A 12,892-nucleotide genomic window follows, 5' to 3' on the forward strand; every position below is an offset into this window, starting at 1 on the left:
GGGGGCTCTGGATCGCGAAACCGTAAAGGTCTCAGTCTTTTGCGGCCGTTCCGGGCTCGGCCATCTTGCGGTGTTCTTCGGCCAGGATCGACGCCGGGGTCACATGCGCGACCGTGGCCTGGATCTTGTTCTTCCATCCCGAGACAATGTGCGCCTCGCCCTTCATCAGCGCATTCCACCCATCGCGCGCGACATCGGCGGGATCGCTCTTGTTGTCCGCCGCGCCCACACTGGTGTCGAGCATGTCGGCACGCGCAAAGAATTCGGTTTCGACAGGGCCCGGCATCAACGTGGTGATCGAAACGCCGTTGCTGTCTTTCAGCTCGTTGCGGATGGCATCGGCAAAACTGTCCACGAAAGCTTTCGACGCGTTGTAGACGGCCTGGAAACTGCCGGGGATGAAACCCGCGATGGAGCCGGTGATCAGCACCTTGCCCTCATTGCGATGCACCATGTCCTTGAGCACGGATTGCAGCAGATACAGCGTTCCGGTGATGTTGGTATCGATCACGCGGCGCCATTCGGCGACATCCTGATCGAGAAAGCCCCGGCCCAGGCCGCGCCCGGCGTTGGCGCACAGCACGTCGATCTTGCGCCCCTGCGTCGCGGCCAGCAACGCCTCGACGCCTTCGGTCGTGGACAGGTCGGCCTCGATCGATTGTACGTTGACGTCGAACTGTTCGAAATCGGCGGCGGCGGCATTGATCAGCGCTTCATCCGCCACGACCAGCAGGTCGTAGCCATTCTGGGCCGCCAGCGTGGCCAGTTCAAAACCGATGCCGGTCGAAGCGCCGGTGATGATTGCAAATTTTTCAGCCATGATAAATCCTATCGGGCAGGGGTGGTGGACAGGCTGGGTGCCTGCCCGGGCTTGAGCACGACTTTGGTGACTTCGTTCTGATGGTCATGGAACATCTTGTAGCCTTGCGGCGCTTCCTCGAGCGACAGCCGGTGGCTGATCAGGAACGTCGTATCGATCTTCTTGTCCATGATCGCGGCCAGCAGCGCCGGCATGTAATGCTGGACACTGGTCTGGCCGGTTTTCAGCGTCAGGCCTTTTTCCATGAACGCGCCGAGCGGGAATTTATCGACAAACCCGCCATAGACGGCGGGCATCGATACGCGTCCGCCCTTGCGACAGGCCAGGATCGCCTGGCGGATCGAATGCGTGCGATCGGTGCCGAGGAACGTCGAAGCCTTGATCTGGTCGATCACATTGTCGACAAAGAGCCCATGCGCTTCGAGGCCTACGGCATCGATCACCGCGTCGGGTCCTATGCCGCCGGTCATCTCCATCAGCGCCTCGTACGTCTTCGACACCTTGAAATTGATCGTTTCCGCGCCGAATTTTGCCGCCAGTTCCAGCCGGTGCGGAAAATGGTCGATCGCGATCACGCGCTGCGCGCCCAGCAGGAACGCCGATTGCACCGCAAACAGCCCGACCGGCCCGCAACCCCAGACGGCGACGGTATCACCCGGTTCGATCCCGGCGTTTTCCGCAGCCTGCCATCCGGTCGGCAGAATGTCGGACAGGAACAGCACATCATCGTCGTTCATCCCGTCGGGGATGACGATCGGGCCGACATCGGAATAGGGCACGCGCACATATTCCGCCTGGCCACCGGCATAGCCGCCGGTCAGGTGGCTGTATCCGAACAGGCCCGACATTGGCTGACCGTACAGCGCCTGGCCGATATCCTGGTTGTCGGCGGGGTTGCCGTTGTCGCAGGCGGAATACTGGTGCTTGCCACAATGATAGCAACTGCCGCAGGCGATCGTGAACGGCACGACGACGCGCTCGCCTTTTTTAAGCGTTGATTTGGGGCCGACCTCGACGACTTCGCCCATGAATTCATGGCCGAGAATATCGCCGGCTTTCATCGTCGGGATGTACCCGTCGTAAAGATGCAGGTCCGACCCGCAGATCGCGGTCGAGGTGATCTTGATGATCGCATCGCGGGGATTGAGGATCTCGGGATCGTCGACGGTGTCGACACGCACGTCATGTTTGCCGTGCCAGGTGAGCGCGCGCATCAGGCTTTCTCCGCTTCCAGTTGTTTGACGGTCCGGGCGTTGGTTGCAATTTCGCCCGTTTCCATCAGCTGTTTGAATCGGCGCAAGTCTCGCCGGGTCTGGATGGCAGGCTCGCGCTGGAACAGTTTGGCGATGATCTGGCCGATGACGCCGCCGGGCGGGTCATAGGCGATGGTCGCGGTCACGATCGTGCCGCGCGCGCCGGCATCGCGAAATTCGATCCGGCCCGAATTGCGGATGTCGGCGCCTTCGACCGATGCCCAGGCGATCAATTCGCCATCACGGTCTTCGGTTATATCGGCATCCCATTCGACGCTCCGGCCGCCGGGGGCGCGGACCACCCAGTGCGAGCGCGTGGCGGAGACCATCTCGATCCGCTCGACATTGTCCATGACGTCGGGAAGGCGGGAAAAATCGCGCCAGAACGCATAAAGCTCCGCACGCGGCCGGTTGATCGTCACCGATTTTCCGACGAGGGCGAAATCGTCAGGCGCGTTCAGGTCGGCCAGGCCCGGGGCAATGCCCTCATGCTGCTTGGCCGTGGTGGCGGGTGCGCTGTCTTCTTGGGTCATGGTGATACTCCACATGACTGCAATAGGGAAAAATCTGCCCGAACGATAAAATCGCCGAATACGGACGAAAAGCCCGTATTCGGTAATTTATGCGCGGTTTATTCAGGCGGCTTGCTTCATCAGTTCTTCCTTGCGCGCCGCCATTTCGGCACCGAGCGCCTTGAGATCGAGATCGGAATCCCGGCTTTCGGGGAACATCTCGCTCTCTTCTTCCTCGACGTGATGGTTGATGTATTCGCCCAGCACGGTCACTTTGGCATCGAACAGCCGATCGCCGGCCTTCATCGCCTTGATTTCGGCAATCAGCTGCTTGGCGCTGGCATGTTCGACTTCGGCCTCGTCCAGCAGATCGTCATCGTCGATCGCTTCGCGCGTCGCGGGATAATAGATCTCTTCCTCGATCTGGGTGTGAACGGTCAGCGCCAGGCAGATCTTGTCGGCCAGGGCCTGCTTTTCCGCGTCGTCTTCCAAGCTTTCATACTGCTTGAACCAGGTCTTTACCTCTTTGTGGTCATCCTTGAGCAGCTTGATCGCATCGATCGGCTTGGCCGCTGCACGCGCTGTCTTGCGGCCTGTCTTCGAGGCAGGCTTGCCAGGCTTGGCTGCGGTCTTCGCTTTGGCTTTGGGTTCGATCACAGGACGTCTCCGGGGCTGTCGGGGAATGAAGCCTGATGGGAGCAATGGGCGATCGTGACGGAAGTGCCGTCGTCGCGGCGCGATGTTAACCTGCATCAATACGATTGCGGATTTCGGTGCTCCGGCCGCAGCGCCATGGTGGCCCGACCCGGTCGGGTCAGGCGGATACCAGTTCGCGTGCGGAACTGGCGATGGCCGGCGCGGCGTCGATATAAAGGTACGCCGGATCGAACTGCGCCCGCAGCGCCAGTCTTTCAGGATCGGCAATTTCGACTCGCGACGAGCGAAACACACACAGGCGTTCCTGCCGCAGGTGGCGCAGCACGCGATTGACGTGCACCGTCGTCAGGCCGCAGATTTCGGCGAGGTCGGCCTGCGTGATGCCAAGCGCAAAGCGGGAGCCGTCGCTCAACCCCGCCGACACCAGCCGGGTGTTGATCTCGCACAGGAAATGCGCGACCCGCCCCACCGCATCGAGCCGACCCAGGCGAAACAGCCAGGCCCGATAGATCGCGGCATCGATCAATGTCGAAAACCACAATTTCTGGACGATGCCCGGCATGTCGTGAACGATCGTGTTCAATTCGGCGTGCGGCACGATGGCGATCGATGCGGCGGTCATGGTCGCGACATCATGATCCAGCACCTTGAGCGGGAAGGCATGCAGATCGACGAAATCGCCGGGCACATGCACCGCGACCAGCTGGCGCAGGCCTTCCCGGTCATCGATGTACCGCGACAGGAAGCCGTCGAGCAGCAATGTGCTGTAGTCGAGCGGATCGCCGGCGTGGACGATCGTGGTTCTGGGGCCGATCTGGCGCACCTCGCTGATCGCTTCTTCCAGCCTGGCACGTTCCTCGGGCTCGAGCCGGGCGCCGCGTCTGTGCCTGAGGAAACGTTCGGTAAGCATGGGTGTGCGGGTCCGTCCCTGACGAGCATCGAGGTTGCCTGGCAACCATAACGCCCGACAGGGTGGACCGTTGCGTGACGGCGAACAAAAATGACCATCGCGGAACGGGCCGGACATGCGCGGCCGGGCGATGGCGTGATGTCACATCGCGCCGGCGCCTTGCGCGATGACGGCAGCCTGCGCGGTCAATGTGCGGCCATCATCCAATGTGGCGGTCAGCGCGGCGGAATCGCCGGGTTTGATCGCGCCGTCGCCATCGAACAGCATGACGTGGAGGCCGCCGGGCGCGAACACGATCGCTTTGCCCGGTGTGATCGGCAAGCTCTCGACCGGACTCATCGTCATCGCGCCGCCTTCCATCCTGCTTTCGTGCAGTTCGGCGCGCGCAAAATGGGCGACCTTGACCGATACCAGCGCGCCGTGGGCGCCGGGGCCGGCGGTAAGGGTGAAATACGCGACCGCAGGTCGGCCGGGTACGGCGGGCAGTTGCACGCTGGCGTTCGACAGCGCGATCGGCGCGGTGGTGGCCACACTTGCTTCGGTTTGCGGGCCGGCATCACCGGTCGGCGCGCTCTGGCTATCGGGCGCTTTCGAACACCCTGCCAGCAACAGGACTGAAACAAACGCAACAAGACGGGCGGAAACGGGCATCGGCAGGCTTTCTCGATTGTATTTCGAAGGTGGCGTCATCTACGCTCTAACAACCCTTGTGCCAATGCAAATGGCACCTATATCCGGCGCATCTGAGCTGCGAGACGGTCGTTTGCCCGGCAGGGGGACGACCCAAAGGCGCGGTGTCGCGAATGATCAAGGAAGTGGGAAACAATGGCTAAAGTAATCGGTATTGATCTTGGTACGACCAACAGCTGCATCGCGGTGATGGATGGCGGCACGCCAAAGGTCATCGAAAATTCCGAAGGCGCGCGCACGACGCCGTCGATCGTGGCGTTTACCAAGGATGGCGAACGCCTGATCGGTCAGCCGGCCAAGCGCCAGGCCGTGACCAATCCCGACAACACGATTTTTGCGGTGAAGCGCCTGATCGGCCGCCGGTTCGAAGACCCGATGACGCAGAAGGATGCGGGCCTGGTTCCCTATGGGATCACCAAGGGCAAGAACGGCGATGCCTGGGTCAATGCGGGCGGTACGGATTACAGCCCGTCGCAGATCTCGGCCTATATCCTGCAGAAAATGAAGGAAACCGCCGAGAGCTATCTGGGCGAGACCGTCACGCAGGCGGTTATCACCGTTCCGGCGTACTTCAACGACGCACAGCGCCAGGCGACCAAGGATGCCGGGCAGATTGCGGGCCTTGAAGTGCTGCGCATCATCAACGAGCCGACTGCGGCAGCGCTGGCCTATGGCCTCGACAAGCAGGACGGCAAGACGATCGCGGTCTATGACCTTGGCGGCGGTACGTTCGATATCTCGGTGCTGGAGATCGGCGACGGCGTGTTCGAAGTGAAATCGACCAACGGCGACACGTTCCTGGGCGGCGAAGATTTCGACAACGTGATGGTCGAATATCTCGCCGACAAATTCAAGGCGCGCGAAGGCCTCGATCTCAGGACCGACAAGCTGGCATTGCAGCGTCTGAAGGAAGCATCGGAAAAGGCCAAGATCGAGCTGTCTTCGGCGCAGACCACGGAAGTCAACCTGCCGTTCATCACCGCCCGCATGGAAGGCGGCGCAACCACACCGCTGCATCTGGTGGAAACGGTGACACGGTCCGATCTGGAAAAGATGGTCAGCAAGCTGATCGAACGCACGCTGGAACCCTGCCGCAAGGCGATTGCCGATGCCGGCCTGACCGCCAAGGACATCGATGAAGTCGTGCTGGTGGGCGGTATGACCCGCATGCCGCGCGTGCGCGAAGTCGTGAAGGAGTTCTTTGGCAAGGAACCGCACACCGGCGTGAACCCCGACGAAGTTGTCGCCATGGGCGCGGCGATCCAGGCGGGCGTGTTGCAGGGTGATGTCAAGGACGTGCTGCTGCTCGACGTGACGCCATTGTCGCTGGGCATCGAAACGCTGGGCGGTGTCATGACCCGGATGATCGATCGCAACACGACGATCCCGACCAAGAAAGCGCAAGTGTTCTCGACTGCCGAAGACAATCAGCAGGCCGTGACGATCCGCGTGTTCCAGGGCGAGCGCGAAATGGCGGGGGACAACAAGATCCTCGGCCAGTTCGATCTGGTCGGCATTCCGGCTGCACGTCGCGGCGTGCCGCAGATCGAGGTTGCCTTCGACATCGATGCCAACGGCATCGTCAATGTGTCGGCCAAGGACAAGGGCACGGGCAAGGAGCAGCAGATCCGCATTCAGGCATCTGGCGGTTTGTCGGACAACGACATCGACCAGATGGTCCGTGATGCGGAAAAGTTCGCAGCCGAGGACAAGAAGCGCCGTGAATCCGCTGAAGCGCGCAACAATGCCGACAGCCTGGTCCATGCGACCGAGCGTCAGCTGGAAGAACATGGCGACAAAGTCGAGCCGGCGCTGAAGGAAGAAATCCAGGCGGCGGTAACCGAAGCCAAGGCGGCGATCGAAAGCGGCGATACCGACGCGATCAATGCCAAATCGCAGGCCCTGACCGAAAAGGCGATGAAGCTGGGCCAGGCGATCTACGAAAAGGAACAGGCTGGCGCCGCGTCGCCGGGTGCCGAGCATCCGAAGGCCGACGACGTGGTCGATGCCGAGTTCTCGGAAGTTGACGACAAGGCCTGATATTCGGGCATAAGTCTGACTTGAATTCGGCCCGCCGTTCGTATGCTTCAGCAGCGAACGGCGGGCCGCATACTATGACCGGGAACCCACGCGATGTCGGCCGAGATCGATTTTTACGAATTGCTGGAAGTCGAACGCACCGCGGACGACAAGATTATCAAGTCCTCGTATCGCCGGCTGGCGATGCGCTTTCACCCCGACAAGAATCCCGGCGATGCCGAGGCTGAAGCAAAGTTCAAGCAGATCAGCCATGCCTATGCCTGTCTGTCGGACCCGCAGAAACGCGCGGCCTATGACCGGTTTGGCCATGCCGCGTTTCAACAGGGCGGTGGCGGAAATGCCGGCGGACAAGGTGCCGAATTTGGCGATCTGGGCGATATTTTCGAGACGATTTTCGGCAATGCGTTTGGCGGCGGCGGTGGCCGGCAACAGGCGCGGCGCGGCGCCGATCTGCGCTATGACATGGAAATTTCGCTGGAAGACGCCTACCACGGCAAGACCACCGAGATCGCCGTCGAAGTGTCTCAGACATGCGAGCCCTGCGCCGGGTCGGGCGCTACGCCCGGAACCAAGGCGCGGCGTTGCAACACCTGCAACGGGCAGGGTAAAGTGCGCTCGCAGCAGGGCTTCTTCATGGTCGAGCGGGCATGCCCGACGTGCCACGGCCGCGGCGAAGTGATCGAAAGCCCGTGCCGTGCCTGTCGCGGCGAGGGCCGGGTCGACACGCCGCAGCGCCTGGAGGTGCAGGTCCCGCCGGGCGTCGACAATGGCACGCGCATTCGCCTGTCGGGCAAGGGCGAAGCGGGTCCGAATGGGTCGCCAGCGGGGGATTTGTATATTTTCCTGCATGTCGCGCGCCATGCCGTGTTCGAACGCGATGGCACCACATTGATGACCCGCGCGCCGATCAGTTTCACGATGGCGGCGCTGGGCGGCACGATCGAATTGCCGGGGCTCGATGGCTCGCGCAACGCGATCGACATTCCGGCGGGTATCCAGTCGGGCAAGCAATTGCGCAAGCGCGGCGCGGGCATGCCGGTGCTGCAGGGGCGCGGGCAGGGCGATCTGGTGGTCGAAATCCAGGTCGAGACCCCGACGAAAATGTCTGCGCGGCAGAAGGAATTGCTGCGCGAATTTCAGGGCAGCGAGACCGGGGACGAATGCCCGCAGTCGAAGGGCTTTTTCAACCGGATCAAGGACGCGTGGAACGATTTGACTGAATAGCGGGGCTTGCGCCGGAGATAAGACATGATCAGGCTTGGCAGATATTCGGGATTGGCTCTGGCGACGGCAATCGTGTTCGTCGCCGCACCCTCGTATGGGCAATCAGCAGAATCCCTGGCGTTTCTCAGAGATGTAAATGCGCGAATTGCTGCGCCGTCGCCCGATGCGATTGCAAGCTTGCTGAAAGACGGTTTCGAGAGAGGCCAGCAAAAGAATTCGCAGGTCTGCATTCCTGCGTCGATTGCGGTTTCGGATATCAAGCCAGCGACAGCCGATGCCGGTGTGTGGATTGCGATACGCAACAGCAAGATGGTAAACGCATGGACTGTTCGTGCAACGATGACTGGTTGTCCGGTCGGATCTGCCAATTACCTTGTCATCCGGTTTGCCGACGACAGTGCCGGACGGGCGGTATACCGTCCAATCGGTTTTTCGCGGGGCACGACCCACGCCGGATTTTCGATCAGCAAGGACGCCATGAACGCCGTAGTGGGCGGAATGGCGGGGGCTCTCACCAAAGCCAAGATAGACATAAAAACCTGCGGCGGGACTCTGATCGTCGGGCCGAGGGAAATCACGATGGATGGTGGTCTCGGTCCGGACATTTACGGGGTGCGGTTCCGCGGGGATTGGAAAGAGAAATGGCATTTTCAGGAATGTGGGCATGACGTGGCCGTTCCCGTTCATTTCATCGCGGACGGGCACGGCGGAGCGAATTTCGATGTGAATGCAAGCGACGTCGAATTGAAATAGGACCTGGATCAGGCTTCGATCGCAAAGGCTTGTTCCACCTCTGCCCTGATCCCCGGCACCAGCGTCGGATCGCTTATCAAACGCGGCTCTTCCTCTTCCAGTATCGCCAGAAACGCATCACGCTTGAACCTTGCGATCACTGCCTGGTCCAAAGCCGGTTCGACCGATGACGCGATGATGTCGATCACGCGTTCGGCGCCATGCAGCCGGCCCCACAGGTAGTCGTTTTCGCGGTACGCGCGGCTGAAGAACGCGCCGAAGTTGTAGAACCCCACGCCCTTCAGGCACGCCGCCGTACCCCCGCTGCGGATCGAGCGCGCGTCTTCGGGCGAGATCCGGTCGACCTTGATCGGGTCGAATTCTCCCAGACCGTTGCCTTCGCCGCCGCCCGCTCCGATACTGCTGTGCGACAGCGGCAGCATCGCGGTGTCGTACCAGACGAACCCGAGATAGGCGTGCAGGAACCGTCGGCGCAAAGTGCGGTCGAGCACGTGGAGTGCATCGACCATCATCGCATCGACTTCGACGTCGATCGTGGCAAGGTCGCGCCGCGCGGCGATCGCGGACAGCACGGCGCCCGGATCGGCCAGCACGACCTGCGCCGAATCTGCAAAGCCCGGCCCAAGCCCGCGTGCGGTTTCGCGCGACTGGTACAGCGCCTGCGCCTGATAGACGATCGTGCGCGCGGCTTCGCGGCCGGACCGGGCGCCCGGCTCTTCTTCGGCCCAGCCTTCGGTCAGGCGCCGCGCGAGCAGTTTCAACCGGCGGATGCGGTAGCCGATGTCGTGAGTGCGGAAGAACGCGATCGATTCGGGCGTTGCGCGGCCCCTGTCGGTGATCATCCGGTCCCGCCCGTTCTGCGCCAGATGCGCCGTGAGCACCTGGGCGATGCGATTTGCGGGCCCCGCATCGGGCGCAGCGGAGCAGATGGTGATGGCCAGATCGGCGATGATCGCGTCAAATTTGACGCGCGCATAGGCGTGATAGGCAAAGCCGGCGGCGGCTTCTGCGGCCTGCTGTGCCCGGGCGCGCCATGCTGTCAGTCGTGCGCGGCTCGGCGATTCGAACCACAGCGTGTGGCCGAACAACCGCGCCACTTGCGCCTCGATATCGGGGCGCAGCGTTTCGACGAGTGCGCGCAGGCGCTCGCGTTCGCGCGACTGGTGGGTGATGGTGTCGAGGTTGTCGCGGATCGGCTGCTCGCGCGGGATCGTCGACAGCGCGGCAAAGATCGTGGCGAAAAACCCGGGCGGCTTTGGCCGCACCTGCGTGGGCGCGATAGGGATCGGCAGCGCGGGATTGGGCTCGATGAACACGAACCGGCGGTCGACTTCGCGCCGCGCCGGGCGATCGCGCAAGGCGGTCATCGCTTCGGCAAACGGACGGTTGTTCAGCACCGCGCCATCGATCAGCGCGGCGTCATGCATGCTGCCTTCGCGCCAGCGTTCGGGCATGATCCGTTTGAGAAAAAGGTCACGGCCCGGCCATGGCCAGCCGCGTTCCTGGGCCAGCGCGTCGATTTCGCGAACATTGAGTGGCGGAAACGCGCCGGGGAAGCTGGCGGTCGCGCGTGCGGCCAGCACCAGTTCGGCCAGCGGTGCCAGTTTTGCGCCTGTATCGGTCGTGACATGAAACCCGATCGTCAGGCGGTGTTCGGTTTCTTCGACCAGCGGGGGGCTGTTCAGCACCAGCGCGGTGCGGTGCCCGGCCAGATCGGTGACGGTTACCACCAGGTCGAGCGGATGTCCCGGCGGCAACAGCGCGCCATCGGTGGTGTCTTCGTCGCGCACCTCCATCGCCGTCAGCGCATCGGCGAGCAAGCGCGAAAAGCCCAGGCCGCTGAACGGCGGCCTGAACCAGCGCGCGCGGATCAGGCGCGACACTTTGGCGCGCACTTCGGCGCGGGTGGCGCGCGACAGACGCGGATCGTCAAGCCCGGCATCGGGCGCGCGCAACGCCAGCCACACCACTGGCCAAGCCCAGATCTTGGCCAGCCGCCCCCAGGGCCGTGCTTCGGGCGCGATCAGTACGTCGCTGTCGGCGCATTTCAGCCATAGGGTGGTAAGGCCGTCGAGGCTTTGTCCGGTAATCAGGGCTTGCGCCAGAAACACCGCATTGATCCCGCCCGCGCTTGCCCCCGAGACGATGTCGGGCACGAACCGCAGCGCGAGCGCGCGCGACTGACCGATCGTATCGAGCATCGCGGCGTAGACGCCGGCCACGCCCGCAGGCACCGCTTCACCCGCGCGCCAGGCGCGGCTCGCGCGCGTGGCGTGCCAGATTTCCTTGGTCACGCCATGCATCGTGACCGCCAGGCTGATCCCGCCGGAACAGACCAGCGCGACCCGCAATTCTTTTTCCCGCATTGCGGCATTTTGCACGATCGGGCGGCCGATGGCCAGTGCCTAGTCGGTGACGTTGCGCAGGTTTGCCTGCGCGACGGGTGGCCGATAGTGTAAATCGCACCGACAAAGCCGGTGGCCGAGCGAAAAAACAGCCGCAATTCCAGCACTCACGACACGCAATGCATCGGTCGCCACTGTCAAATTTACCGACGCTTTACGCTTATGGGCGTACACGAAAATCCCGACACCGGACTGCAAAGGGCATCCGCGACGATGATCCGCCTGTTCAAACACTATATCCCCAATGCCGTGCTGTTGCTCGCGCTGTTCGACTTCGTGCTGCTGGTCACAGCGGGCGAGCTAGGCTGGATCGTGCGCGCGTGGCAACTGGGGATCACCGTCGGCGATATTCATGAACGCTGGGTGCCGCTGCTGATCTTTGCGGGCCTCGTGCAGACCGCGATGGTTGCGGTCGGCGTCTATGGCTCCGACGCGCTGCGGTCGATGCGCTATGCCGGCGCGCGGCTGCTGGTCGCGATCAGCCTGGGCATCATTGCGCTGTCGGCGGTCTATTTCATGCTGCCGTCGCACACATTGTGGCGGTCCAATCTGTTCTACGCGATGTTCATCGCAATCGCGCTGCTGCTGTCGATCCGCTTCCTGCTCAGCGGACTGCTTGGCACCGCGCCGTTTCGCCGCCGCATTCTGGTGCTGGGCGCGGGCGCGCGCGCGGACCGGTTGCGCAAGCTGGGCGATCGGCCCGAGGCGGGCTTTGTCATCGTCGGCTACGTCGGGATGAGCGCGGCGCCGCCGGTCATCGAGGAGGCGATCCACCGCGATGCGATCGCCAACCTGACGCGCTATGTCGACAATCTGGGCGTGAGCGAAGTCGTGCTGGCGCTGGAGGAACGGCGCAATGCGCTGCCGCTGAAGGATCTGTTGCGGATCAAGACCACCGGGGTTCACGTCAACGACTTCTCGACGTTTCTGGAACGCGAAACCGGCCGCGTCGATCTCGATACGGTCAATCCCAGCTGGCTGATCTTTTCCGACGGGTTTTCATCGGGGCAGATGGTGTCGAGCGCGATCAAGCGCATGTTCGATATCGTCGCCAGCCTGGCTTTGCTCGTGCTGGCACTGCCGCTGATCATCGTGTTTGCGATCCTGGTCAAGCTGGACAGCAAGGGTCCGGCGTTTTTCCGCCAAGTGCGCGTGGGCTTGTATGGGCAGGATTTCTCGCTGATCAAGTTGCGCTCGATGCGCCTCGATGCCGAGGCGGGCGGCGCGCAATGGGCGGCCAAGTCCGACCCGCGCGTCACGCGCATCGGCAAGATCATCCGCAAATTGCGCATCGACGAACTGCCGCAGGCATGGACCGTGCTCAAGGGCGAAATGAGCTTTGTCGGGCCCCGCCCCGAACGCCCCGAATTCGTGTCCGACCTTGAGGAAAAGCTGCCGTTCTATGCCGAGCGCCATATGGTCAAGCCAGGCATCACCGGCTGGGCGCAAGTCAATTATCCCTATGGTGCTTCGATCGAGGATTCGCGCCACAAGCTCGAATACGATCTGTATTACGCCAAGAACTACACCCCGTTCCTCGACCTTTTGATCCTGCTGCAAACCGTGCGGGTCGTGCTATGGAACGAGGGCGCGCGCTGAGCCAATGATCACCTGGGTTTCCACAGGCC

The 12,892-nt window shown here is 62.5% G+C and carries 11 protein-coding genes; 4 read left to right on the plus strand and 7 right to left on the minus strand.

Features of this window, described 5'->3' with window-relative positions:
* Positions 1–31 precede the first annotated feature (31 nt).
* The 6 genes from ACOOE2_RS09545 to ACOOE2_RS09570 all read right to left on the minus strand — a co-directional run bounded on the left by ACOOE2_RS09545 (position 32) and on the right by ACOOE2_RS09570 (position 4,803).
* Complete coding sequence (locus ACOOE2_RS09545; RefSeq protein ID WP_420382778.1) at positions 32–820, minus strand: SDR family NAD(P)-dependent oxidoreductase; 789 nt, start codon at positions 818–820, stop codon at positions 32–34.
* An 8-nt stretch (positions 821–828) separates the two neighbouring features.
* Entirely contained in the window at positions 829–2,034 is a 1,206-nt protein-coding gene (locus ACOOE2_RS09550; protein WP_420382779.1) for a zinc-dependent alcohol dehydrogenase, read from the minus strand.
* Entirely contained in the window at positions 2,034–2,606 is a 573-nt protein-coding gene (locus ACOOE2_RS09555) for an SRPBCC family protein (protein ID WP_420382780.1), read from the minus strand. Before ACOOE2_RS09555 ends, ACOOE2_RS09550 begins: the two co-directional genes overlap by 1 nt.
* A gap of 102 nt (positions 2,607–2,708) precedes the next feature.
* Positions 2,709–3,242: a hemerythrin domain-containing protein gene (locus ACOOE2_RS09560; protein WP_420382781.1), complete on the minus strand. Its 534-nt coding sequence runs from the start codon at positions 3,240–3,242 to the stop codon at positions 2,709–2,711.
* Between the two features lie 157 nt (positions 3,243–3,399).
* Positions 3,400–4,152: a Crp/Fnr family transcriptional regulator gene (locus tag ACOOE2_RS09565; protein WP_420382782.1), complete on the minus strand. Its 753-nt coding sequence runs from the start codon at positions 4,150–4,152 to the stop codon at positions 3,400–3,402.
* A 141-nt stretch (positions 4,153–4,293) separates the two neighbouring features.
* On the minus strand, positions 4,294–4,803 hold the full coding sequence (locus ACOOE2_RS09570; RefSeq protein WP_420382783.1) for a copper chaperone PCu(A)C: 510 nt from the start codon (positions 4,801–4,803) through the stop codon (positions 4,294–4,296).
* Between the two features lie 174 nt (positions 4,804–4,977).
* Between ACOOE2_RS09570 and dnaK the strand changes: the two genes are divergently transcribed.
* The 3 genes from dnaK to ACOOE2_RS09585 all read left to right on the plus strand — a co-directional run bounded on the left by dnaK (position 4,978) and on the right by ACOOE2_RS09585 (position 8,859).
* On the plus strand, positions 4,978–6,882 hold the full coding sequence (gene dnaK / locus ACOOE2_RS09575) for a molecular chaperone DnaK (protein WP_420382784.1): 1,905 nt from the start codon (positions 4,978–4,980) through the stop codon (positions 6,880–6,882).
* Positions 6,883–6,975: 93 nt separating this feature from the next.
* Complete coding sequence (gene dnaJ / locus ACOOE2_RS09580; protein ID WP_420382785.1) at positions 6,976–8,106, plus strand: molecular chaperone DnaJ; 1,131 nt, start codon at positions 6,976–6,978, stop codon at positions 8,104–8,106.
* A gap of 24 nt (positions 8,107–8,130) precedes the next feature.
* Positions 8,131–8,859 carry a hypothetical protein gene (locus ACOOE2_RS09585; protein WP_420382786.1) on the plus strand — a complete coding sequence of 243 codons (729 nt, stop codon included), beginning with the start codon at positions 8,131–8,133 and terminating at the stop codon, positions 8,857–8,859.
* Between the two features lie 8 nt (positions 8,860–8,867).
* Here ACOOE2_RS09585 and ACOOE2_RS09590 read toward each other — a convergent pair whose 3' ends face one another.
* Complete coding sequence (locus ACOOE2_RS09590) at positions 8,868–11,225, minus strand: patatin-like protein (RefSeq protein ID WP_420382787.1); 2,358 nt, start codon at positions 11,223–11,225, stop codon at positions 8,868–8,870.
* 252 nt (positions 11,226–11,477) lie between these two features.
* Between ACOOE2_RS09590 and ACOOE2_RS09595 the strand changes: the two genes are divergently transcribed.
* Positions 11,478–12,863, plus strand: a complete 1,386-nt coding sequence (locus ACOOE2_RS09595; RefSeq protein ID WP_420382788.1) for a TIGR03013 family XrtA/PEP-CTERM system glycosyltransferase — start codon at positions 11,478–11,480, stop codon at positions 12,861–12,863.
* Positions 12,864–12,892: the final 29 nt, after the last annotated feature.

Origin of the sequence: Novosphingobium sp. (assembly GCF_965214355.1) — a bacterium.
In the GTDB taxonomy this organism is placed as follows: domain Bacteria; phylum Pseudomonadota; class Alphaproteobacteria; order Sphingomonadales; family Sphingomonadaceae; genus Novosphingobium.